Here is a 22,658-nt window from a genome sequence, read left to right as displayed (position 1 = left end):
AGGACGACTCAGGCGAACTCGACCACGAGCTCCAGCTCGACCGGCGCGTCGAGCGGCAGCACGGCGACGCCGACGGCCGAGCGCGCGTGCCGGCCCGCCTCGCCGAAGATCTCGCCCAGCAGCTCGGAGGCGCCGTTGATGACGCCCGGCTGCCCGGAGAACGCCGGGTCCGAGGCGACGAAGCCCACGAGCTTCACGATGCGGGTGACGCGGTCGAGCGAGCCGAGCTCGGCGCGGACCGCGGCCAGCGCGTTCAGCACCGCGGTGCGCGCGTAGGCCTTCGCGTCGTCGGCCGGAACCAGGCCGTGCCCGTCGCCGACCTTGCCGGTCGCGGGCAGGGCACCCGAGACGAACGGCAGCTGGCCGCTCGTGTAGACGTAGGAGCCGGTGACGACGGCGGGGACGTAGGCCGCGACGGGCGGCGCGACCTCGGGCAGCTGGATGCCGAGCTCGGTCAGGCGTGCTTCGTAGGACATGTTCAGGCCTCTCCCTCGAACTGCTTGGCGGCCTGCGCGGCGGCCGCGGCGCCGGCGCTCGCGGCGGCCGAGGCCGCTCCGCCGACCGGGCGCTTCAGGTAGGCGACCAGCCCGCCCTCGGGGCCCTGCACGATCTGCACGAGCTCCCAGCCCTCCGATCCCCAGTTGTTCAGGATCGCGGCCGTGTTGTGGATCAGCAGCGGGGTGGTGATGTACTCCCAGGTCGTCATAGCGCTCCAGAGCTCGATCTGCGGGGGTGTGATGGACGGAGCGGGCTTCCGCGCGGGCATTCCGGCAGCCGATCGTGGCGAATCCGGCGTGTCAGCCGCGGAATTCCGGCGCAGCCGCGTAGCGGGGTTTTGCCAGCCTTCTCCGTTAGGCTCCACTATATGTCTGCCAAAAATCGTACGGCGAGCGGCGCCGCCGGAGGCCTCCTGGGCCTCGTCGGCCTGAGCGCGCTCGCCGGTGTGCTCGTCACGGCCGCCGTGACGCCGGCGCTCGCCGTGACCGGCATGGCCGCCAACAACAGCATCACCATGTTCGAGAGCCTCCCCGGCTACCTCGAGATCGGCGATCTGGCCCAGAAGTCCGACATCTACGCCACGGCCGCCGACGGTTCCCCCGTGCACCTCGCGTCGTTCTACGACCAGGACCGCGAGGAGGTGCCGTGGGAGGCGATGAGCCAGTACCTGAAGGACGCCGCGGTCGCCGGTGAGGACCCGCGCTTCTACGAGCACGGCGGTGTCGACGTGCAGGGCACGCTGCGCGCGGCGCTCAACGAGTACGTCATCGGCGGCGCGACGCAGGGCGGGTCCTCGATCACCCAGCAGTACGTGAAGAACGTGCTGGTGAACAACGCCGTGCGCGAGCACCCCAACGAGGAGGAGCGCGAGGCCGCGATCGAGGAGGCCACGAAGACCACTCCCGACCGCAAGCTCAAGGAGATCCGCTACGCGATCTCGATCGAGAAGAAGTACCCGAAGGACGAGATCCTCCGCGGCTACCTGAACATCGCGGCGTTCGGCGGCCGCGTCTACGGCGTCGAGTCGGCGGCGAAGTACTACTTCGGCAAGTCCGCGGCCGACGTCAGCCTGGCCGAGGCAGCCAGCCTCATCGCGATGACCAACAACCCCGAGAAGTTCCGGCTCGACCAGCCGGACGACGAGGACAACGGCGCGGCCACGGTGAACGCGCAGGGCGAACCCGAGCCGTACGCGGCCAACAAGGAGCGCCGCGACTACATCCTCGACCGCATGCTCGAGTACAAGAAGATCACCCAGGAGGATCACGACGCGGCGATCGCCACGCCGGTGACCCCCGTGATCACGCCGTCGAGCACGGGCTGCCAGTCGGCGCCCAGCGGCTCGGGCTTCTTCTGCGACTACGTGAAGAACATCATCATCAACTCGTACGACGACCCGGCCACCGAGGACGTCAACGAGGGCGCGCAGATGCTCGAGCAGGGCGGCCTCCAGGTCTACACCACGCTCGACCTCGACCTGCAGGCGGCCGCCGACGGCGCGATCCGCGAGCTGGTGCCCTTCACCTCGTCCTTCGACGTCGGCGCGGTCTCCGTGTCCGTGCAGGTCGGCACCGGGCGGGTGCTCGCCATGGCGCAGAACAAGGACTACTCCCCCGACCCCGACGTGATCGCCGCGAGCGGCGGCACGGCCTCGGCGGTCAACTACAACACCGACTACGACTACGGCGGCTCGTCCGGCTTCCAGCCCGGCTCGACGTACAAGATCTTCACGGTCGGCGAGTGGCTCGCCGAGGGGCACTCGCTGAACGAGAGCGTCGACGGCCGGCGCAAGTCGAACTGGGGCACGTTCCAGGACAGCTGCAACGGGCCGCAGAGCGACCCCAGCTGGAACCCCAAGAACGACGAGGGCGGCAACGGCGGCAGCATGACCGCGCTGCAGTCGACCATCAACTCCACGAACACGGGCTTCGTCGGCATGGCCAAGGAACTCGACCTCTGCGGCATCCGCAAGACGGCGGAGGCGTTCGGCGTCCACCGCGCCGACGGCGAGCCGCTCGGGCAGAGCCCGGCGACGATCCTCGGCACGAACGAGATCGCCCCGGTGACGATGGCCGCGGCCTTCGCCGGTGTCGGCGGCAACGGCATGGTGTGCGACCCGATCGCCATCGACAAGATCATCAACGGCAAGGGTGAAGAGGTCGCCCCGCCGTCGGCGAACTGCAGCCAGCGCGTCGACCCGAACGTCACCGCCGGCATGGCCTACGCCATGCAGCGCGTGATGAGCCAGGGCACCGCGACCGCCTCGAACGGCCGGACGGAGCCGTGGGTTCCCATGGCCGGCAAGACGGGCACGAGCGACAACAACGAGGCCACGTGGATGAGCGGCACCTCGACGAAGGTCGCGACCGTCGCCGGCGTCTTCAACGCGAGCGGGCACACCAACCTCCGCAACGAGTACTTCGACGCCGGCCAGGTCGCCCAGATCCGGCACCAGATCTGGCCCAGGGTGATGTCCGTCGCGAATGCGAAGTACGGCGGCGACGACTTCCCGGACGCCCCCGACGGCGCCCTGCGCTCCATCCAGAGCGAGGTGCCCAACGTCGTGGGCCTCTCGCTCGAGGCTGCGCAGAAGGCCCTCGAGGACGCCGGCTTCGGCTTCGCCCACAGCGGTGACATCGACTCCGACCTCCCCGCTGGAACCGTCGCCACGCAGGACCCGAGCGGCCTCGCGGGCAAGGGGACGACGGTGAACGTCGCGACCAGCAACGGCCAGGGCGTCAAGGTGCCCGACCTCACCGGCATGACGCGAGACCAGGCGAAGGCCGCGGTCGAGGCCGCGGGGCTGAAGTTCCAGGCCAGCGGCGGCGGCGGCAACAGCGTCGTCACCGGCCAGAACCCTGCTGCGGGGACCGTCGTGGGCAAGGGCGGCAACGTCAGCGTGACCATGTCGAACGGCGGTCAGCCGAGCACGCCGCCCGAAAACGGCGAAGGCGACGGTTGAGCACCACCCGCCTCGCGCCCGTCGCGCGGATCGCACTCGCGGTCGGCGCGGCGGGCGCGGCCGCATTCGCCTACGGCTCGCTCGTCGAACGCAGGAACTACACGCTGCGCACGGCGTCGGTCCCCGTGCTCCCGGCCGGCTCGGACCCCATCCGGGTGCTGCACCTCAGCGATCTGCACATGGCCCCGTGGCAGCGCGACAAGCAGGCCTGGGTGCGCGAGCTCGCCCGGCTGCAGCCCGACCTCATCGTCGACACGGGCGACAACCTGGGCCACCGCGACGGCCTCGCCGGAATCCGCGCGGCCTTCGCGCCGTTCGCTGGTGTCCCCGGGGTGTTCGTGAACGGGTCGAACGACTACTTCGGCCCCCAGGCGAAGAATCCGTTCGCCTATTTCACCGGTCCGAGCCGGCACAAGCGGCAGGCCGAACGGCTCGACATCGGGGCGCTGCACGCCTACTTCGCGGAGCTCGGCTGGACCGACCTCGACAACGCCGCCGCGTCGCTCGAGATCAACGGAACCCGGCTCGAGTTCTTCGGGGTCGACGACCCGCATCGGGGCTATGACCGGCTCGACGTCATCACGGCCGCGATCGACGAACTGCGGGCCGACGACCCGCTCGGCGACGAGAGCTGGCCCGACGCCGACGACGCCCCGGCCCGGCCGACGGTGACGATCGGAGTGTCGCACGCGCCCTACCAGCGGGTGCTCAACTCCTTCGTGAACCACGGCGCGCAACTCATCCTTGCCGGGCACACGCACGGCGGACAGGTCTGCGTCCCCGGCTTCGGCGCGCTCGTCACGAACTGCGACATCCCGCGGGCGCAGGTGAAGGGCCTCAGCGTCTGGCGCCACGGATTGCGTTCGGCCTACCTCAACGTCTCGGCCGGCCTCGGCACCTCCATCTACGCGCCGGTTCGGTTCGCCTGCCCGCCGGAGGCCACCCTGCTGACGCTCACCCCGGTCGCGTAGCGGCACCGTCGGCTCCCTCCCCGGGCGCCGACGGGAGTGGTCAGCGGGCGCCGAAATATCGGCTATCCTTGTTGAGGCTCAGCGGCAACGCTCGGGCCACCGGGGTGTGGCGCAGCTTGGTAGCGCGCTTCGTTCGGGACGAAGAGGTCGCAGGTTCAAATCCTGTCACCCCGACCACGGCAAGAACCCCCTCCGCGAGGAGGGGGTTCTTCGTTTCTGCGGGGCTCCCGCGCTAAGGGCGCCCGATCCCCCGGTACGTCCAGCCCGCCTCGCGCCAGCGCGCCGCGTCGAGCACGTTGCGACCGTCGATGATCGACCGCCCGGCGACGAGCTCGCCGGCCGTCACCGGGTCGAGGGCGCGGAACTCGCGCCACTCGGTGACGAGCACCACGAGATCCGCGCCGCGCAGCGCCTCGACGGTCGAACTCGTGTAGTCGAGCTGCGGATGCCGCGTCCGGGCGTTCGCGATGCCCTCGGGGTCGGTCGCCACGACCTCGGCGCCGAGCCCCTTGAGCGCGACCGCGACGTCGAGCGCCGGCGAGTCCCGCACATCGTCGGAGTCCGGCTTGAAGGTCACGCCGAGGATCGCGATGCGGCGCTCGTGCACCTGCCCGCCGAGCGCCTCGACCGCGAGATCGACGACGCGCTGCCGCTGCCGCAGGTTCACCGCATCGACCTCGCGGAGGAACGCGAGCGCCTCGCCCCGGCCGAGCTCCTCGGCGCGCGCCACGAAGCCGCGGATGTCCTTCGGCAGGCATCCCCCGCCGAATCCGACCCCGGCGTTCAGGAAGCGGCGGCCGATGCGCGCATCGTGCCCGATGGCGTCGGCGAGGGCCGTGACGTCGGCCCCGGTGACGTCGGCAATCTCGCTCATCGCGTTGATGAAGCTGATCTTGGTGGCGAGGAAGGCGTTCGCCGAGACCTTCACGAGCTCCGCGGTGGCGTAGTCGGTCACGATGCGCGGAGTTCCGGCCTCGACTGCGGCGCGATACACCTGATCGAGCACCGCCGCCTGCGCCCGGCCGCGCTCGTCGTGCTCGCCGCCGGCGACGCCGTAGACGAGGCGATCGGGTTCGAGCGTGTCCTGCACCGCGAAGCCCTCGCGGAGGAACTCCGGATTCCAGGCGAGGCTCGCGTGCGGCGCCCGCCGGGCGAGGCGTTCGGCGAGGCCCGCCGCGGTGCCGACCGGTACCGTGCTCTTGCCGACGACGATCGCGCCGGGCGCGAGGTGCGGCAGCAGCGCGTCGAACGCGGCGTCCACGTAGCGGAGGTCGGCGGCGTCGGAGCGCGCCTGCTGGGGCGTGCCGACCGCGAGGAAGTGCACCCCCGCGCCGGCAGCCTCCGCAGGATCGGTGCTGAAGCGCAGGCGGCCGCTCGCGATCGCCGAGCTCAGCAGCTCACCGAGACGGGGCTCGAAGAACGGCGGGCGCCCGGCCGAGAGCTCGGCGATCTTGCGCTCGTCGATGTCGATGCCGACGACGGTGTGGCCGAGCTCGGCCATCGCGGCGGCGTGCACGGCGCCGAGGTAGCCGCAGCCGATCACGGAGACGTTCATCTGGGTCCTCCCGCGACCATTCTCGCAGTCGCTCCGCCCGGGCCCGCGTCACCTGCGGTGAACACGGGATGGCGAACCGTGCTCAGCGGACGACCACCGTCGGGGCCTCGAGGTGCGCGAGCACCCCGTGGCTCACCGAGCCGAGCAGGAAGCGGGCGAGCGCGCCGCGGCCGTGACTGCCGACGACGAGGAGCCGGGCCTCGTCGGCCGCGTCGGCGAGCGCCTGCACCGGATCGCCGGCGATGACTTCCCGGCGGATCTCGAGTTCAGGATGGGCCGCCTCGGTCGGGGCGAGCGCCTCGTCGAGCAGCTCCGCCGCCGAAGCCTGCAGATCGTCGCTCGCGATCATCGCGACGCCGTAGCCGTACTCGCCGCCGACCATGACGGCGACGTCCCACGAGTGGACCGCCGTGAGCGGCTCGCCGGCGCGCATCGCCTCGTCGGCCGCGAAGGCGAGGGCGCGAGCGGATGCCTCGGAGCCGTCGACGCCGACCACGACACCGCGCCGGGCGGAGACGTCGATGTCGGGGATGACGGCGACCGGGCTGTGGCTGCCGGCGGCGATGCGCAGGCTGTGCACGCCCCGCCGGCTGGCGCGCTTTCCGCCGTGCCAGTCGCTGCCGACGACGAGCAGCGCCGCCCCCTTCGAGAGCTTGGAGAAGACCTCGACGGGCGAGCCCTGTTCGAGCAGCTGCGTGACGGCGAGCCCCGGCGTCACGCGCTCCACCGTCGCAGCGGCGCTGTCGAGGCATCCCTGCGCGGCCGTCTGCGCGGCCAGCAGCAGCTCCGCGTCACCGGTGGCGGGGATCGCCTCGTCGACGACGTGCACGAGTCGGAGCGAGGCTCCGGTGGCCCTCGCGCGGTTCGCCGCCCAGGCGACCGCGGCGTCCGTGGCGGCTCCTGCGGCGCTCACGCCAACGATGATGTCGTTCATTGCGGCCTCCGATCTCGGCGTGCTTCCATCCTGCCTCGGATCGGCGCCCACGTCACGGCCTGTGGTGCCGCCGGGCCAGCGGGTCAGTGGCGACCGTTCAGCACACCGCCGGACTCCTGCAGGTAGCAGACCCCGCAGAGGGACTCGTACTCGACCTCGACCTCGGCGCCGTCGACGGGGCCGGCCGAGGTGTCGATCGCGACCTGGTCGCCGTCGAAGACGTAACGCCCTCCGATCCTGCGGCCGTTGAAGATCGCCTTCCGGCCGCAGCGGCAGATCGTCTTCAGCTCCTCGAGGCTGTGCGACACCTCCAGCAGACGTCGGCTGCCGGGGAACGCGACGGTCTGGAAGTCGGTGCGGATGCCGTAGGCGAGGACCGGGATGCCGTCGAGGAGCGCGATGCGGAGCAGGTCGTCGACCTGCTCCGAGGTGAGGAACTGCGCCTCGTCGATGAGCAGGCAGCTGACGTCGCGGCCGGCCCGATCCACCTTGCCGCTGCGGACCCGGTGCTGCTCGAAGACCTCGCGCACCGCCGCCTCGGGAGAGATCGTGAAGTCGACCTCGCGAGTCACGCCGAGCCGGGAGATGATCTCGCGATCGCCCTTCGTGTCCACCGCCGGCTTCGCGAGCACCACCCGATGGCCGCGCTCCTCGTAGTTGAAGGCCGCCTGCAGCAGGGCGGTCGACTTGCCCGAGTTCATGGCGCCGTAGCGGAAGTAGAGCTTGGCCACGGGGCTGCCTCCAGGAGGGAACGGGCCGGCGGCGCCGGCGACTCGGGATCGGCGCTCAGCCGACGGGATAGTTCAACTCGACGATCGTACGCTCCCGCGAGATCATCGATTCGGTGCGGAAGCCGACCGCCCGCGCGATGGCCACGATGCGCTCGAGGTCGCGGTGCCGCGGCGGTCCCTGCGCCGGGACGGCGGTGACCTCGATGCGCCCGTCGCCGGCGCCCTCGACGACCGCCACCCGCACCTCCGAGGAACGGGTGCTCCCGCCGAGCCAGGAGACGATCGCGGTGAGCGCCGTGCGCTGATCGCTCGAGAGTCGGGCCGCCGCGCCGCTGGGATCGTCGATCAGCATCTCGACGCCCGCGCCCGCGCCGCCGGAACGGAGCGCGTCGGCGAGATCGTCGAGCCAGGTCGCCTCGATGCCCGCCTTCATCGCCGCTTGGACGCCCTCGGCGAGCTCGCGGGCTCGATCGACGTCGGCGACCGAGAGCCGCTCGGCGGCGACCACCGAGGCGAGGAAGGGCAGCACCTCTCGCGCCACGAGGGCCACACGCGGCGAGCCGCCGACGCCCTGGTGCGATCCGCCGGCTCCCGGGTCCTCGGCGACCTCCTGCTCGAGCGCCTCGCGGTTCACCTCCCGCTGCCAGCGCAGGATCGATCCGACGATCGAGTACGAGTAGGAGGCCCCCGCCGCCGCGAGGGCGACGATCGCGACCGAGCCCACGAGGACCAGGGACGCGACGGGCTGGGAGGTGCCGGCGGCCGCGGCGTTGCCCGCCACGAGGATCGCGAGGACGCCCGAGGAGAGACCCGCGGCGATGAGCAGCGCCGCCCAACTCGCGTACGGGGCCATGCACAGCAGCAGGACGCCGATGGTGATCGGCCCGTAGTTGTCGTAGAGCACGGCGTCGTTGCCCATGGTGCTCACGTACTCGGCGACGGCGGCCGCCGTGGCGATCGTCACGACGAGCCACACCCGTTCGCTGGCGAAGCCGCCCCGCGAGGGTAGGATACCGGTCACCAGCGCCACCGCCGCGGCGATGAGCAGCAGGATGCCGAGCGCCGCAGCGAAGGGCGAGACGATCTCCTCCCGATGTGCGAACGTCGACACGATCGAGATCACGACCGCCGTGCCCGCGCCGACCGCGACGAGGGGGGCCGCGGTGCCACCGCCGATCGGGTCGGCCTCCTGGTGGGTGAGGCTGAACCGTCCGCTCATCGCGCGCTCCTCGGCATGGTGAGCACGATGGTGGTCCCGACGCCGGGTTTCGACCAGAGCCGCACGGTTCCGCCCTCGTGCTCGACCCGGGCGCGGATCGAGATGCGCAGCCCGATGCGATCGGCGGGCACGCGCGACTCGTCGAAGCCGACCCCCGCGTCGATGACGGCCACGGTGAGCTCGTCGCTGCCGCCGCCGATCATGACCTCCGCCGAGGAGACGCCGGCGTGGCGGACGACGTTGACGAGGCACTGCGCGACCGCGGCGTCGAGGGCGTCCAATCGCGCGGGTGCGAGCATGGCGAGCTGCGCCAGCTCGCCGCTCACCCGCACGGTCAGGCCACCGTTGCTCGCTGCCTCGTGCGCCGTCGGCAGCACCTGCGCGAACGGCCCGAGCTCCGCTCGCTCCTCATCGGCCGGGGTCGCGGAGCGCTCGCCGCCCCGGCGCTCGACCTCGGAGCCGGCTCGGTTCGGGGACTGCGCCCCCGGCTGCCCGTCGGCCGGGGCGTCGTCGAGCACCGAATCGCCCGTCTGCCCGGCCGTGCGTTCGGAGGCGAGGGCACCGGCGGTCCCGGTGGACATGGCCGCCAGCGCACCGCCCCGTTCGGCGATCGAGGCCGCCCAGTCCGGGCCGATCGCGAGGCTCAGCTCGCGGTCGATCTCCTGGCGCAGGCGGTCGTCGATGGGCCCCGACCCGGCGGCGGCGACCTTGGTGAGGTGCTCCAGGGCGAGCTCGTTCAGGCGGACGGAGGCGCGCAGCGCGAACTCCCGTCGCATCACGGTGGCCGGAGGCTCCCCGCCCGACGTCGGCTCGGGCCGCGCCCGACCGTTGTACCGTCGGTTCAGACCGTCGAATCCGCGCACGAGCACGACGATCGCGAGCGCGAACGCGGCGGCGAGGTTCGGCACCCAGATCGTGCCGGCCATCGCCGCAGCGACGACCGTGGCCAGCTCGCCGAGGAGCCAGCCCGCACCGGCCCAGCCGATCGCCGACCAGGTGCCGCCACCGGCTCCGCCGATCAGGACGAGGGCGACCCGCGGCAACGCGGAGATGCTGTTGTTCGTCGTGGCGAACGTACCGGCGCCGCTCAGCATCGGGACGAGCAGGAACACCACGGCGGCACCGGCCGCGAGCGCGACGAGCCCGGTGACGAGGTTCGGCCGCACCGCGTGCACGGCGAGGGCGGCCGCCTGCGCCGCGACGAGGCCGGCGCCGATCCACCCGTTCACCGAGTCCAGGTACAGGCCGGCGAGGATGCCGATGGCGATCCCGACGGACAGGCAGACGAAGGCGGCGGCGTGGCCCGCGTTGGTGAGCGCCCGATGCTCGGCCGCGCGCGTCAACGGTGCCGGCAGCCCATGGGTCATCGCCGCACCTCCCGAACGCACCGTCGAGCGCAGGGAAAACCGACGGGCTGCAGCGAGAGTACCGCAGCGCGCCGGCGCAGCGCTGCGGATCGGCGGCTCAGAACAGCGTGTCGCCGCCGGGGCCAGCGAGGTCTGCCGGGCCTCCCGCCGAACGGGTGCCGACGAGTCTCGATCCGGCGAGCCGCGATCCCGCGGGTCTGCCGAACCCGGTCGGCCATGTGCCGGCGCCCGCCGCCCGCGCCGCTCCTGCCGGCGAGAGCGCGGAGGACCGGACACCCCCGGTGACTGGGTCTTCGCTGCCGTAGCGCAATCCGTGCGCGCGGATCATCGGCCTGATGCGCGCCCCGAGCCACTGCCGGTACGCCTTCGGCGCGTAGCTGTTCGTGCCGTAGTACATCGAGCGGTACTTCGGCACGAGTTCGGGATGGTGCACCTCGAGCCACTGCATGAACCACGGCTTGACCCCGGGCCGGAGGTGCAGCGCCCCGTGCAGCACCGAGGTGGCCCCGGCCGCCTTGATCTGCCGCAGCGCCTCGTCGAGGTGGGCCCGGGTGTCGGTGAGGTCGGGCAGGATCGGCATGAGGAACACGGTGCAGTCGAAGCCCGCCTCGCGGATCGCCGTGACCGTGGCCAGCCTGGCCTTCGTGCTGGGCGTGCCGGGTTCGACGGCCTGCTGCAGCTCATGGTCGTACACGGCGATCGACATCGCGAGGTCGACGGGGACCCGTTCTGCGGCGCGGGCGAGCAGCGGCAGGTCGCGGCGGAGCAGTGTGCCCTTCGTCAGCACGCTGATGGGGGTGCCGCTGTCGGCGAGCGCCTCGATGATGCCCGGCATGAGCTCGTAGCGCCCCTCGGCGCGCTGGTAGGGATCGGTGTTCGTGCCGAGGGCGACCGGCTCGTGCCGCCAGGAGGGCCGCGCCAGCTCTTTGCGCAGCACCTCGGCGACGTTCACCTTGACGACGATCTGCCGGTCGAAGTCGTCGCCGGCGTCGAGGTCGAGATAGGTGTGCGTGGGCCTCGCGAAGCAGTACACGCAGGCGTGCGAGCAGCCGCGGTACGGATTGATCGTCCACCCGAACGGCATCGACGACGACCCGGGCACCTTGTTCAACGCGGACTTCGCGAGCACCTCGTGGAAGGTCACCCCCGCGAAGTCGGGCGTCTGCACCGATCGCACGAGGCTGCTCAGCTTGGCGAGCCCCGGCAAGGTCGAGCCCTGCTCGACCTCGAGTTCCTGCCCGCTCCACCGCATGCCCATATTCGAACATATCTTCGAGACATCCGCAACCCCACAAGCCCAGGGTTGCCCGACTTTCATGAACGTCGGGCAACCCTGAGTTGGGTGCGATCAGGCGGCGGCGCGGTCGAGCGGCCGGCCGGCGGCGAGCCGCAGCTCCTCCCCCGTCCAGCGCCGGCGCATCCAGCGATCGTGACTCGCGATGAGCACGGCTCCGGGATACCCGCCGAGCGCCGCCTCGAGCTCCGTGGCGAGCGCGAGCGAGAGGTGGTTGGTCGGCTCGTCGAGCAGGAACACGTGCGGCGGCTTCGCGATCACGAGGGCGAGCGCGAGCCGGCGCTGCTGCCCGACGGACAGTCCGCCGAGCGGACGGTCGAGATCCCGTCTGAGCATGAGGCCGAGGCTCGACAGCGGCACGAGGGCCGCCCGCTGCTCGCCGAGCACGCGCTCGTAGAGGGCCCGCGGCGAGGCATCCGGGTCCTCGAATCGGACGTCCTGCTCGAGCAGGCCCACGCGCAGTCCGCGACGGCGACGGACCGTGCCGTCGTCCGGCGCGATGCGACCCGCCAGGAGTCCCAGCAGGGTCGACTTGCCCGCGCCGTTCGCGCCGGTGATGAGCACGCGGTCGAGCGCCTCGACCCGGAACGTCCCGAGCCGCAGCCGCTCGCCGACCGTCGCCCCGTCGAGCTGGATGAGCGGACCCCCCTCCTCGCCGAGCGCCTGCGCCCCCGTCGGGATCCCGGCGAACTCCAGCGCGGCCGGCGGCTTGCGCAGCTGCTCCCGCTCGAGCGTCTCGAGCCGGAGCTCCGCGTTGTGCACCCGACGTGCGATCGCCTGATCGGTGCGCCCCTGCTTGAACTTGGTGATGAACTTGTCGTTGTCGGTGGGGCCCCGCCGGTGCGACACGTTCCGCGCGGTCTCGCGCACGGCCTCGCGGAGCGCCCGCAGCTCGCCCTGTTCCGCCTCGTACTGCCGCTGCCAACGCGCGCGCGCGTCGGCTTTGGCCTCGAGGTACTCGCTGAACGAGCCGCCGAAGACCGTGCCGCCCGAGGCGTCGAGCGGCACGCCGGCGGCGGACTGGGCGGGGTCGAGGTCGAGCAGGCCCGTCGCGACCCGGTCGAGGAACTCCCGGTCGTGGCTGGCGAAGACGACCGGCCCCCGCCAGGCGCGCAGGCGCGCCTCCAGGAACTCGGCCGCGGCGTCGTCGAGGTGGTTCGTCGGCTCGTCGAGCAGCAGCGCGTCGGGCGCGCCGAGCAGCAGCGCCGCGAGGGCGAAGCGGCTGCGCTGCCCGCCCGACATCTCGCCGATGCGGCGGTCGAGACCGATGCCGGAGACGCCGAGCCCGTCGAGGAGCTCGTCACGCCGGGCCTCGACCGACCAGACCTCGGCGCGCTCCGCCGCGTCGAGTGCGGCGGCGTAGCGGGTCTCGGCCGCCGGCGACGCCTCGACGAGCGCGGCGGCCGCGGCATCCAGCTCGCGCTCGATGCTGCGCACCTCGGCGATGCGCGCCTCGATGACGTCGTCGATGCGCTCGTCGTCGGCGAAGGGCAGCTCCTGCAGGAGCAGCCCGATCCGGGCCGGACGGGTGAGCCGGCCGTCGGCCTGCAGCTGCGCGGGCGCCTCGCCCGCGAGCACCCGCAGCAGCGTGGACTTGCCGACGCCGTTCTCGCCGATGAGGCCGAGCCGCTGCCCGGGAGAGACGGTGAAGTCGAGATCGCGCAGGACGTCGCGATCCGCGTAGCCGGCCGAGAGTCGCTCGGCGCGGAGATAGGAGTTGGTGGAGTGGTGGACGGTCAAGGGTGACCCCCGTTCGCGAGGATGCCCCGGGGCCGCCGCTGGCGCGGCGCCGAGACCGCACGCGCGTCGGCGCGGTGCGGAGATCGACGGTCGCGGACAGGGCGACCCCGGGACGAAGGGATGACTCCCGCCGGGCATCTGCCGAGACAGTGGGGGTGCGCGAAACGCTGTCGCGATCAACGAAAAGAGCACACCCGATGTCGACGGCGCCTCAGGCGCGGGACGAAGGGATGTGCTCAGATCATTGCGGGTCGAGGCTAGCAGGCTCGACCCGCACGGCGCAAGGCGCCGTCGGAGCGGCAGGCGCGGCGGCGCTCAGGCGCTGAGGTGCAGCGCCTTCGCCGTCGCCGCGAGGCTGGCTGCCGCGAGCTCGGGGTCGTCGGACAGCCGGGTGCCGTAGCTCGGCACCATCTCGCGGATCTTCGGCTCCCACTCGGCCATGCGCTCGGGGAAGCAGCGTCCGAGCAGCTCGAGCATGATCGGCGCGGCGGTCGAGGCGCCGGGCGAGGCGCCGAGCAGGCCGGCGATCGTGCCGTCGGCGCCCGTGATGACCTCGGTGCCGAACTGCAGCACGCCGCCCTTCGCGCCGTCCTTCTTCATGACCTGCACACGCTGGCCGGCCGTGATGAGCTCCCAGTCGCCCGTCTTCGCGGTCGGCATGAACTCGCGCAGCGCCTGCATCTTCTTCTCGCGGTTCGCGAGCAGCTCGCCGACGAGGTACTTCACGAGATCGAAGTTGCGGAACGCGACCTGCAGCATCGGCCCGAGGTTGTGCAGCCGCACCGAGAACGGCAGGTCGAACCAGGTCGAGGTCTTCAGGAACTTCGGCGTGAAGCCCGCGTAGGGGCCGAACAGCAGGGCCGTCTCACCGTCGACGACGCGGGTGTCGAGGTGCGGCACCGACATCGGCGGAGCGCCGACCGCGGCCTTGCCGTAGACCTTGGCCTGGTGCTGCGCGACGATCTTGGGGTCGGTCGTGCGCAGGAACTGCCCGGAGATCGGGAAGCCGCCGAAGCCCTTGATCTCGGGGATGCCGGAGTGCTGCAGCAGCGCGAGCGCGCCGCCGCCGGCGCCGACGAAGACGAAGCGGGCGTTGACGGTCTTCGGGGTGCCGCCGACGAGGTGGCGGAGCTTCAGGTGCCAGGTGCCGTCCTTGCGGCGCTTCAGCCGGGTGACCTGGTGGTTCACGTTGACCTCGCCGCCGCGGCGCTCGAGGTCGTCGAAGAGGTAGCGGGTGAGCGCGCCGAAGTCGACGTCGGTGCCGGCGGCGATGCGCGTCGCCGCGACCTTCTGCTTCGGGTGGCGCTTCTTCGCGAGCAGCGGGGTCCACTCGGCGATGCGCTCGAGGTCCTCGGTGTACTCGAGGTCGGCGAACAGCGGCTGGTCGGCGAGCGCGGCGACGCGCTTGCGCAGGTACTCGATGTTCGCCGCCCCGTGCACGAAGGTCATGTGCGGGGTCGAGTTGATGAAGTTGTGCGGCTCGGGCAGCTCGCCCTGCTCGACGAGGTAGGCCCAGTACTGGCGGCTGATCTGGAACTGCTCGTTGATCGAGACGGCCTTCTCGGGCGTGACCGTGCCGTCGGCCGCCTCGGGCATGTAGTTCAGCTCGCAGAGCGCGGCGTGGCCGGTGCCCGCGTTGTTCCACGCGTTGGAGGACTCCTGCGCGACCTCGCCGAGGCGTTCGTACACGCGGATGCTCCAGTCCGGCTGGAGCCGGGAGATGAGGGAGCCGAGCGTCGCGCTCATGATGCCCCCGCCGATCAGCACGACGTCGACGGTTTCCTCTGAAGTCACGCCCACAGTCTATGACCGCTCAGCAGGCCTCCTTGACCATCGTCCAGGCGTCGGCTATACGCGGTGTCCAGCCGGGTCATCCCGCCAGCGCCGTCCGCGCCCGCGCGAGCGCCTCCTCCCCCGCCCCGGCGCTCGCGAGTGCGAGCAGCGCGGCGCCCACGATCGGCGGCTGCTCGACGATCGCGAGCGTCGCCAGCGGGGCGATCCCGGCGAGGCCGCGCTCGATCGGCTCGAGCAGCAGCGGGTCGCGGGCCGCGAGGATGCCGCCGCCGAGCACGATCGGCACCGGCCGGTCGAGGAGCTCGAGGCGCACGAGGCACGCCCGGGCGAACGCGACGATCTCCTCGGCCTGCCGGGCGACGAGCGACGCGCCGACCGCGTCACCCCGGCGGGCCGCCTCGAAGACGAGCGGCGCGAGCACGGCGAGCGAGCTCTCCTGACGCTGGCCGAAGTGCAGCTGCTCGATGAGCTCCTGCACCGAGCCGAGCTGCAGCAGTTCGAGGATCGCGCCGGTGAGCCAGGTCGCGGGGCCCCGCCCGTCGGCGTCGCGGGCGGCGTGCCACAGCGCCTCGGCACCGAGTCCAGATCCGCCGCCCCAGTCGCCGGAGATCGACCCCAACGACGGGAACCGCGCGACCCGCCCGTCGGCGCGCACCCCGGCCGCGTTCACCCCTGTGCCGCACACGACGACGACCGCGTCGGGCTCGTCGGTGCCTGCGCGGAGCAGCGCGAAGAGGTCGTTCGCCACGACTGTCGAGGGGCCCGCCCACCGGCGCCCGGCGAGCTCGGCGCGGAACTCGTCGAGCTCGCGGTCGAGGTCGAGCCCCGACAGGTACAGGTTCGCCTGCGCGACCGGCGCGCCTGCGGACACCTCGCCGATGAGGGCGTCGATCGTCTCGACCGAGCTGGCGAGGCCGTCGAAGTGCGGGCTCGACCCCCCGCCGCGACGGCGGGCGACGACCCGGCCGTCGAGCGAGAGGGCGACGGCATCGGTCTTCGAGCCGCCGCCGTCGACCGCGACGACGACCGCGGGCGCCGCGGTGCCGTCGGTGGACGCGGGTTCCGGCGGGATCGCGGTGTGCCCCGGCCGCGCGCCGGTCACGCCCACTCCAGGAAGCGCGCGTTCTCGGCGAGCAGGAGCTCGGTGAGCCGCTCGGCCCGCTCGTGCTGCAGCACGAGCGGATGCGCCCGCATCGCGCGCAGCACCCGGTCGCGCCCGCCGTGCACGGCCGCGTCGAGCGCGAGCCGCTCGTACCCGGCGACCGCGGCGACGAGCCCGGCGAAGTCCTCCGGCAGCGGCGCGACCGGCTCCGGGACGAAACGTCCGTCGACGTAGCGCGCGGGCACCTCGATCACGTGGTCGTCGGGGAGGAACGGCAGCACCCCGTCGTTGCGCAGGTTCACCACCCGCGGCACGACGTCGCCGCCCTGCATCGCCGCGAGCAGTTCGATCGCGGCCTCCGAGTAGAACGCGCCGCCGCGGCCCTCGAGCGCGTCCGGCTTCGTGTCGACGTGCGGGTCGGCGTAGAGCTCCAGGAGCTCGTGCTCGATCGCGCGGACCGCCTCGGCGCGCGTCGGCTCGGCGAGCTGCTCCGCGAGCACCTCGTCGTGGGCGTAGTAGTAGCGCAGGTAGTACGAGGGCAGCGCGCCGAGCTGCGAGACGAGCGCGGGCGCGAGGTGCACCTCGTCGGCGAGCTCGCCGAGCCGGTCGCCGATGAGCTCCGGCAGGCGGTCGCGACCGTCGATCGTGACGCTGCGCTCCCAGGTCAGATGGTTGAGGCCGACGTGCCCGAGCCGGACCTCGTCGTGCCCGACGTCGAGGAGGCGCGCGAAGCGGCGCTGGAAGCCGATCGCGACGTTGCAGAGCCCGACCGCGCGGTGCCCCTCCGCGAGGAGGGCGCGGGTGACGATGCCGACGGGGTTCGTGAAGTCGACGATCCACGCGTCGGGCTTCGCGTGCCGGCGCACCGCCTCGGCGATCCGCAGCACCACGGGGACGGTGCGGAGCGCCTTCGCGAGGCCGCCCGGCCCCGTGGTCTCCTGGCCGATGCAGCCCGCCTCGTGCGGCCAGGTCTCGTCGGCCTGCCGGGCGTCCTGCCCGCCGACGCGGAGCTGCACGAGCACGGCGTCGGCATCGGAGACGCCCGCGACGAGGTCGGTGGTGCCGACGACGCGGGCGGGGTGACCCGCCCGTGCGAGCATCCGCGCAGACACTCCGGCGACGAGCCGGAGGCGGTCCTCGTCGGGGTCGACGAGGTGGATCTCGGTGAGCGGCAGCTGCTCGCGCAGTCGCGCGAAGCCGTCGATGAGCTCGGGCGTGTAGGTGGAGCCGCCGCCGACGATGGTGAGTTTCATGGGTCCTTCTCTCGAGCACGGCGGGGACGCCCCGGCCGGGGAGGGTGAGTGGGGTGAGGATGCCGCGACGCGGACGATCCGGATCGTCCGTCGGCGTGGGCGGGAGGCGGTCGCCGGTCAGGCGAGCGGCAGGATGTCCGCTTCGAGGCGGTCGCGGATCTGCTGCACGAGCTGCTGCCTGGCGCCGAGCAGCACGGGCTGCGGGCCGGTGCCGCTCGATCGCACGACGAGCTTCGGGTGCGCCGCCCGGTCGATGCGCTCGGCGACGAGCTCGGCGAGGGCGTCGCCGCCCGCGCTGCCGCTCGGCCCGCCGAGCACGAGCATCGCCGGATCGAGCAGGGCGAGCACCGGGTGCGCGGCCATCGCGATGCGCTCGGCGAGCGCCTCGAGCAGGGCCGGGTCGCCGTCGAGCCGCTCCAGCGCCGAGGCGAGCGGCTCGCTCGGCGCACCGCCGAGCAGTTGCACGACCGCCGGCCCTCCGAGGAGGTCGGTGAAGTCGTTCGCCTCCGGGGCGAAGGCCGCTGCCGTCTTCGGTACCGGCAGGTAGCCGATCTCGCCCGCGCCGCCCGAGGCGCCGCGGTGGACCGCACCGCCGAGGTCGATGCCGACGCCGAGGCCGTCGCCGATCCAGAACAGCGCGAAGCTCGAGGCGTCCTGGGCGACGCCCGCCGCCCGCTCGGCCATCGCCGCGAGGTTCACGTCGTTGCCGAGGGTGACGTCGATGCCGAGCTCGCGGGTGATCCGCGCCTCCGAGCCGACCGCGGGCCAACCGGGGAGGGTGTCGGTGAGGGAGAGTTCGTCCTCCTCGCCGAAGAACGCCGCCTGCACGCCGATGACGACGCGGCTGACGCAGGCCGGATCGGCCCCGGCTGCCGCGCACGCCGCCTCGATGGCCGCCTGCACGTCGCCCTCCGGTGAGCGGGATCCCGGCGGGACGATCTCGGCGACCGGGTGCTCGCCGCCGAGCGCGTCGACGACGACCGCCTGGATCGAGTGCGCGAGCACCGAGATCGCGACGCCGGTGATGCGGTCGACCCGCACCCCGTAGCTCACGGCGTTCGGGCCGCGGCCGCCGGAGACCTCGCCGACGGGGTGGATGAGCCCGACCCGCTCGAGGCGCTGCAGCATCTGCGTCGCGGTGGGCTTGGAGAGGCCGGAGAGGGCGCCGAGCCGTGAGCGGGTGAGCGGCCCGTGCTCGAGCAGCAGCCGGAAGGCGGTGCGGTCGTTGCGCGCCGCGAGCCACGCCGGCGTGCCGGGATCGATCGCGCTCATCTCCACCTCCTCCCCTGGTGTCGCGCTGGTCACTCTAGTCGAGCGGATTCGCTCTCGAACGCTCATCCCGCCTCCCGCCGTACCTCGTCGCGGAGCTGTCCGAGGCGGTCGGGATCGGCCGCCGCGTCGAGCAGGGTCTTCGTGTAGTCGTGCTGCGGATCGAGGATGACCCGTTCGCTCGGCCCGCGCTCGATGATCTCCCCGCGGTACATCACGAGGATCTCGTCGGAGAAATGCCGCGCGGTCGCCAGGTCGTGCGTGATGTACAGCACGCCGAGCCGCTCCTGCCGCTGCAGCTCGGCGAGCAGATTCAGCACGCCGAGGCGGATCGAGACGTCGAGCATCGACACCGGCTCGTCGGCGATGATGAACCTCGCCCCGGGGGCGAGCGCTCGCGCGATGGCGACCCGCTGACGCTGCCCGCCGGACAGCTCGTGCGGGCGGCGGTCGGCGAACTTCGCCGCGGGCGAGAGCCGCACGCGCTCGAGCAGCTCCTCGGCCCGCTCGCGCACCTCGGCGCCCGAGAGCCCTGGGTGGTGCAGCCGGATCGGCCGTTCCAGGTGGTGCACGATCGAGTGGAACGGGTTCAGCGAGCCGAACGGGTCCTGGAACACCATCTGCACATCGCGCCGGTAGGCCGCGAGGCCGCGGCCCCGGCTCGCGCTCGGGGCGCCGTCGAGCAGGATCCGCCCGCCCGTCGGCGACTCGAGCTTCGCGAACATCCGCGCGATCGTCGACTTGCCGGAGCCGCTCTCGCCGACCAGGGCCACGGTGCGTCCCGGTTCGAGCTCGAGCGAGACGCCGCGCACCGCGTGCAGCGTGCGCACCTTCAGGCCGCTGCGCAGCCGGAAGTCCTTCTCCAGCCCCTCGGCGCGGAGCGAGCCGGCCTCCACGGCGGGCCGCGTCGCTTGGGCGGTCATGCGGCGCCTCCCTCGCCGGCGGCGAGCGCGACGGAGCCCGCGACGGAGCCCGTGACGGCGGCGGTCGCCCCGGTCACCCCGGTGCGGATGAACGCGCCGCCCTCGCCGCGGAGGCTCGGGAAGCTCTGCAGCAGCCGCCTGGTGTACGGATGCCTCGGATCGCGGAAGATGCTCGCGGCATCCCCCTGCTCGACGATCTCGCCCTCGAGCATGATCGCGATGCGGTCGCTGATCTCGATGAGCAGCGGCAGATCGTGGGTGATGAAGATCACGGCGAATCCGAGCCGCTCCCGCAGCCGCATGATCTCCCGCACGATGCCGCGCTGCACGACGACGTCGAGCGCCGTGGTCGGCTCGTCCATGATCATCACCTGCGGGTCGAGCGCGAGCGCCATGGCGATCATGACGCGCTGGCGCATCCCGCCGGACAGCTCGTGCGGGAAGCTCGACAACCGCGCCGGGTCGACCCCGACGAGCGAGAGCAGCTCGGCGCTGCGCGCCTCGCGATCCGCCTTCGGCATCCCCTTCCGGTGCGTGGTGAAGACGTCGTGGAGCTGCTTGCGCACGTTCATCACGGGGTTCAGCGAGTTCATCGACCCCTGGAACACCATCGACACCTTGTCCCAGCGGTAGGAGCGCAGCGCCTCCCCGTCGAGCTGCACGACGTCGACGTCGCGGCCGCTCGTATCGTGGAACACGACCTCGCCGCCCGTCATCACCGCCGGCGCCTTGAGCAGCCGGTTGAGCCCGTAGGCGAGGGTCGTCTTGCCGCAGCCCGACTCCCCCGCGAGGCCGAGGATCTCGCCGCGGTGCAGGGTGAGCGAGGCGCCGCGCACCGCCTGCACGGGCGGGTCGACCTCGTAGTCGATCGAGACGTTCGTGGCGGTGAGGACCGCCTGGCCGAGTGCCGTCATGCGAATGCTCCTGTGTCCGCGACGCCCTTGCCCGCCTTCGTCGCCTTGCGCTGCCGCTTGGCGTTCTCCGGCGCGAGCCTGAGCTTGGGGTTCACGACCTCGTCGATCGCGAAGTTGATGAGCGAGAGCCCGGCGCCGAGCGCCGCGATGATCGCCCCGGGCGGCACGAACCACCACCAGGCGCCGGTGCCGACGGCCTGCCCGGTCTGCGCGTCGTTCAGCATGGTGCCGAGCGTGATCGAGCCGGTCGGACCGAGGCCCAGGTAGGAGAGGCCGGCTTCGCCGAGCACCGCGAGGATGACGCCGAAGATGAACTGCGCGGCGAGCAGCGGCACGAGGTTCGGCAGGATCTCGACGAAGATGATCCGCGCGGGCCGCTCCCCGGCGACCCGGGCGGCGGCCACGTACTCGCGGGTGCGGAGCGATCGGGCCTGCGCGCGCAGCACGACCGCGGAGCCCGCCCAGCTCGTGATGCCGAGCACGAGGGCGACGAGCAGCGAGCTGCGGGCGAGCGGGCCGAGGCCGTCCGCGTTCTGCACGTAGGCGGCGATCACCATGACGACGGGAAGGCCCGGGATGACGAGGACGATGTTCGTGATGAGGGTCAGCACCTCGTCCGCGATGCCGCCGAAGTAGCCGGCGAAGACGCCGAACAGCACTCCGAGCACGAGCGCCACGAGACCGGCGACGAGGCCGATGAACAGCGAGCCCTGGGTGCCGTAGGCGAGCTGGGAGAACACGTCGTAGCCGAGCTTCGTGGTGCCGAGCCAGTGCTCGGGCCCGGGCGGCAGGAGCGCCGGGTTGTTCGAATCTCTCGGAGGCTGCGCGATGAGCGGGCCGAGCAGGCCGAACAGGGTGATCGCGCCGACGATCACGAGGCCGGTCACGAGCTTGCCCGAGCGCCGCGGCAGGAGCCCGCGGAAGCGCCCGCCACGCCGCGCGGCGGCGGCGCTCGCGGCGGCGACGGCCGCGGTGGCGGTCGCCTCCCTCGCGCTCTCCCGCGCCGCCTCCGCGCCGATCGGCGCGCCGAAGGGCAGATCGGGGGCGGTCTCGGCGCCGGCGCCGGGCAGTTCGCCGCCGGAGCCGGACTCGGTGAGGGTCTGCCGGTCAGCCATTGTGCCGCACTCTCGGGTCGATGAAGCCGTAGATGAGGTCCATGACGAAGTTCGCCGCGAGCACCGTGAGGGTGATCACGAGGAACACGCCCTGCATGAGCGCGTAGTCGAGGCCCTGCACGGCCTGGATCATGAGCTTGCCGATGCCGGGGTAGCTGAACACCTGCTCCATCACGATCGAGCCGGCGACGACGAAGCCGAGCGCGATGCCGAAGCCCGCGAGGCTCGGGATCGCCGCGTTCCGCGACGCGTACTTCGTGCGGATCCGGCGCGGGGTGAGGCCCTTCGCCTCGGCGGTGACGATGAAGTCCTCCGACATCGTGGAGACCATCATGTTGCGCATGCCGAGCAGCCAGCCGCCGATCGAGGACAGCACGATCGTGGTGGCGGGCAGGATGGCGTGCCAGACGGCGCTGCCGAGGAAGGCCCAGCTCCACTCGGGCCCGCCCGGGAACTCGAAGACGTCGTAGCCGCCGATGATCGGGAAGATGCCGAGCTGCACGGAGAACACCGCGACGAGCACGAGCGCGAGCCAGAAGTACGGGATCGACTGGAACACCGTCGTGACGGGCACGAGGTGGTCGAGCCAGGTGCCGCGCCGCCAGCCGACCCACGCGCCGACGACGATGCCGAGCACGAAGGAGATGACGGTCGCGGTGCCGACCAGCACGATCGTCCACGGCAGCGCCGCGGAGATGAGCTCGGCGACCGGGGCCGGGTACCTCGTGGAGGAGACCCCGAGGTCCCCCTGAAGCAGCCGGCCCCAGTACGCCAGGTACTGGTCCCAGAGACTGGTGCCCTTCTCGGCACCGAGGATCGCGGTGATCGCCTGGACCGTCTCCTCGGAGAGCGGCCGGCCGGCGTTCGCCCGGCGCAGCTTGCCGAGCATGATCGCCGCGGGGTCGCCCGGCAGGAGCCGGGGCAGCAGGAAGTTGAGCGAGATCGCCGCCCAGAAGGTCACCAGGTAGAAGGCGACCCGTCGGAGGTAGAAGCTCATCCCCGCACCGCCCGTGCGGA

General features: G+C 72.4%; 19 protein-coding genes and 1 tRNA gene. 3 read left to right on the top strand and 17 right to left on the bottom strand.

Features of this window, described 5'->3' with window-relative positions; translation table 11 throughout:
* Positions 1-8: 8 nt before the first annotated feature.
* Positions 9-476, bottom strand: a complete 468-nt coding sequence (locus tag QSJ60_RS08045; RefSeq protein ID WP_189084433.1) for a RidA family protein — start codon at positions 474-476, stop codon at positions 9-11.
* A gap of 2 nt (positions 477-478) precedes the next feature.
* On the bottom strand, positions 479-706 hold the full coding sequence (gene sp36 / locus QSJ60_RS08040) for a Sp36 family protein (RefSeq protein WP_189084432.1): 228 nt from the start codon (positions 704-706) through the stop codon (positions 479-481).
* 159 nt (positions 707-865) lie between these two features.
* On the opposite strand from sp36, the gene QSJ60_RS08035 reads away from it, so the two are divergent.
* The 3 genes from QSJ60_RS08035 (at position 866) to QSJ60_RS08025 (ending at position 4,608) form a co-directional block, all read left to right on the top strand.
* Complete coding sequence (locus QSJ60_RS08035) at positions 866-3,460, top strand: transglycosylase domain-containing protein (RefSeq protein WP_230767632.1); 2,595 nt, start codon at positions 866-868, stop codon at positions 3,458-3,460.
* Positions 3,457-4,431, top strand: a complete 975-nt coding sequence (locus QSJ60_RS08030; RefSeq protein ID WP_285463239.1) for a metallophosphoesterase — start codon at positions 3,457-3,459, stop codon at positions 4,429-4,431. Before QSJ60_RS08035 ends, QSJ60_RS08030 begins: the two co-directional genes overlap by 4 nt.
* 100 nt (positions 4,432-4,531) lie before the next feature.
* Positions 4,532-4,608, top strand: a tRNA-Pro gene (locus QSJ60_RS08025).
* Between the two features lie 55 nt (positions 4,609-4,663).
* Here the strand turns inward: QSJ60_RS08025 and QSJ60_RS08020 are convergent.
* The 15 genes from QSJ60_RS08020 to QSJ60_RS07950 all read right to left on the bottom strand — a co-directional run bounded on the left by QSJ60_RS08020 (position 4,664) and on the right by QSJ60_RS07950 (position 22,638).
* Positions 4,664-5,986: a UDP-glucose dehydrogenase family protein gene (locus QSJ60_RS08020; protein WP_285463238.1), complete on the bottom strand. Its 1,323-nt coding sequence runs from the start codon at positions 5,984-5,986 to the stop codon at positions 4,664-4,666.
* A gap of 82 nt (positions 5,987-6,068) precedes the next feature.
* Positions 6,069-6,920: a universal stress protein gene (locus QSJ60_RS08015; protein WP_285463237.1), complete on the bottom strand. Its 852-nt coding sequence runs from the start codon at positions 6,918-6,920 to the stop codon at positions 6,069-6,071.
* An 83-nt stretch (positions 6,921-7,003) separates the two neighbouring features.
* Positions 7,004-7,651, bottom strand: coding sequence for a thymidine kinase (locus tag QSJ60_RS08010; protein ID WP_285463236.1), 648 nt, complete (start codon positions 7,649-7,651; stop codon positions 7,004-7,006).
* Between the two features lie 55 nt (positions 7,652-7,706).
* On the bottom strand, positions 7,707-8,870 hold the full coding sequence (locus QSJ60_RS08005) for a hypothetical protein (protein ID WP_285463235.1): 1,164 nt from the start codon (positions 8,868-8,870) through the stop codon (positions 7,707-7,709).
* The gene (locus QSJ60_RS08000; RefSeq protein ID WP_285463234.1) at positions 8,867-10,237 is read right to left on the bottom strand and encodes a sensor histidine kinase; all 1,371 of its coding nucleotides are present in this window, start codon (positions 10,235-10,237) and stop codon (positions 8,867-8,869) included. Before QSJ60_RS08000 ends, QSJ60_RS08005 begins: the two co-directional genes overlap by 4 nt.
* Positions 10,238-10,334: 97 nt before the next feature.
* Positions 10,335-11,489, bottom strand: coding sequence for an Rv2578c family radical SAM protein (locus tag QSJ60_RS07995; RefSeq protein ID WP_285463233.1), 1,155 nt, complete (start codon positions 11,487-11,489; stop codon positions 10,335-10,337).
* 96 nt (positions 11,490-11,585) lie between these two features.
* Positions 11,586-13,271: an ABC-F family ATP-binding cassette domain-containing protein gene (locus tag QSJ60_RS07990; RefSeq protein WP_285463232.1), complete on the bottom strand. Its 1,686-nt coding sequence runs from the start codon at positions 13,269-13,271 to the stop codon at positions 11,586-11,588.
* A 315-nt stretch (positions 13,272-13,586) separates the two neighbouring features.
* Positions 13,587-15,071: a malate:quinone oxidoreductase gene (locus QSJ60_RS07985; protein WP_285463231.1), complete on the bottom strand. Its 1,485-nt coding sequence runs from the start codon at positions 15,069-15,071 to the stop codon at positions 13,587-13,589.
* Between the two features lie 70 nt (positions 15,072-15,141).
* The gene (locus tag QSJ60_RS07980) at positions 15,142-16,167 is read right to left on the bottom strand and encodes an N-acetylglucosamine kinase (RefSeq protein ID WP_285463230.1); all 1,026 of its coding nucleotides are present in this window, start codon (positions 16,165-16,167) and stop codon (positions 15,142-15,144) included.
* Positions 16,164-17,420 (bottom strand): 6-phospho-beta-glucosidase, encoded by a 1,257-nt coding sequence (locus QSJ60_RS07975; protein WP_285463229.1) that lies wholly within the window; start codon positions 17,418-17,420, stop codon positions 16,164-16,166. The genes QSJ60_RS07980 and QSJ60_RS07975 overlap by 4 nt, the downstream gene beginning before the upstream one ends.
* Before the next feature lie 117 nt (positions 17,421-17,537).
* The gene (locus QSJ60_RS07970) at positions 17,538-18,692 is read right to left on the bottom strand and encodes an ROK family transcriptional regulator (RefSeq protein WP_230767610.1); all 1,155 of its coding nucleotides are present in this window, start codon (positions 18,690-18,692) and stop codon (positions 17,538-17,540) included.
* Positions 18,693-18,754: 62 nt separating this feature from the next.
* Positions 18,755-19,612 (bottom strand): ABC transporter ATP-binding protein, encoded by an 858-nt coding sequence (locus tag QSJ60_RS07965; RefSeq protein WP_285463228.1) that lies wholly within the window; start codon positions 19,610-19,612, stop codon positions 18,755-18,757.
* Entirely contained in the window at positions 19,609-20,526 is a 918-nt protein-coding gene (locus tag QSJ60_RS07960) for an ABC transporter ATP-binding protein (RefSeq protein WP_285463227.1), read from the bottom strand. The genes QSJ60_RS07965 and QSJ60_RS07960 overlap by 4 nt, the downstream gene beginning before the upstream one ends.
* A complete protein-coding gene (locus QSJ60_RS07955; RefSeq protein ID WP_285463226.1) occupies positions 20,523-21,641 on the bottom strand; it encodes an ABC transporter permease in 1,119 nt (372 codons plus the stop codon). Before QSJ60_RS07955 ends, QSJ60_RS07960 begins: the two co-directional genes overlap by 4 nt.
* Positions 21,634-22,638: an ABC transporter permease gene (locus tag QSJ60_RS07950; protein ID WP_243567717.1), complete on the bottom strand. Its 1,005-nt coding sequence runs from the start codon at positions 22,636-22,638 to the stop codon at positions 21,634-21,636. The genes QSJ60_RS07955 and QSJ60_RS07950 overlap by 8 nt, the downstream gene beginning before the upstream one ends.
* Positions 22,639-22,658: the final 20 nt, after the last annotated feature.

It is taken from the genome of Agromyces sp. NBRC 114283 (assembly GCF_030268405.1).
Classification (GTDB): Bacteria; Actinomycetota; Actinomycetes; order Actinomycetales; family Microbacteriaceae; genus Agromyces; species Agromyces mediolanus.
The sequence above is the reverse complement of the archived record's forward strand: the minus strand, read 5'-3'. Positions and strand labels throughout refer to the sequence as shown.

Excerpts from the sequence above, each read along its gene's own strand:
- QSJ60_RS08035 (WP_230767632.1), top strand. The coding sequence starts at position 866 with ATGTCTGCCAAAAATCGTACGGCGAGCGGCGCCGCCGGAGGCCTCCTG.
- QSJ60_RS08000 (WP_285463234.1), bottom strand. The coding sequence starts at position 10,237 with ATGACCCATGGGCTGCCGGCACCGTTGACGCGCGCGGCCGAGCATCGG.
- QSJ60_RS08005 (WP_285463235.1), bottom strand. The coding sequence starts at position 8,870 with ATGAGCGGACGGTTCAGCCTCACCCACCAGGAGGCCGACCCGATCGGC.
- QSJ60_RS08015 (WP_285463237.1), bottom strand. The coding sequence starts at position 6,920 with ATGAACGACATCATCGTTGGCGTGAGCGCCGCAGGAGCCGCCACGGAC.
- QSJ60_RS07995 (WP_285463233.1), bottom strand. The coding sequence starts at position 11,489 with ATGCGGTGGAGCGGGCAGGAACTCGAGGTCGAGCAGGGCTCGACCTTG.
- QSJ60_RS08020 (WP_285463238.1), bottom strand. The coding sequence starts at position 5,986 with ATGAACGTCTCCGTGATCGGCTGCGGCTACCTCGGCGCCGTGCACGCC.
- QSJ60_RS07970 (WP_230767610.1), bottom strand. The coding sequence starts at position 18,692 with ATGAGCGCGATCGATCCCGGCACGCCGGCGTGGCTCGCGGCGCGCAAC.
- QSJ60_RS07975 (WP_285463229.1), bottom strand. The coding sequence starts at position 17,420 with ATGAAACTCACCATCGTCGGCGGCGGCTCCACCTACACGCCCGAGCTC.
- sp36 (WP_189084432.1), bottom strand. The coding sequence starts at position 706 with ATGACGACCTGGGAGTACATCACCACCCCGCTGCTGATCCACAACACG.
- QSJ60_RS07960 (WP_285463227.1), bottom strand. The coding sequence starts at position 20,526 with ATGACGGCACTCGGCCAGGCGGTCCTCACCGCCACGAACGTCTCGATC.
- QSJ60_RS07955 (WP_285463226.1), bottom strand. The coding sequence starts at position 21,641 with ATGGCTGACCGGCAGACCCTCACCGAGTCCGGCTCCGGCGGCGAACTG.
- QSJ60_RS08045 (WP_189084433.1), bottom strand. The coding sequence starts at position 476 with ATGTCCTACGAAGCACGCCTGACCGAGCTCGGCATCCAGCTGCCCGAG.
- QSJ60_RS07950 (WP_243567717.1), bottom strand. The coding sequence starts at position 22,638 with ATGAGCTTCTACCTCCGACGGGTCGCCTTCTACCTGGTGACCTTCTGG.
- QSJ60_RS07965 (WP_285463228.1), bottom strand. The coding sequence starts at position 19,612 with ATGACCGCCCAAGCGACGCGGCCCGCCGTGGAGGCCGGCTCGCTCCGC.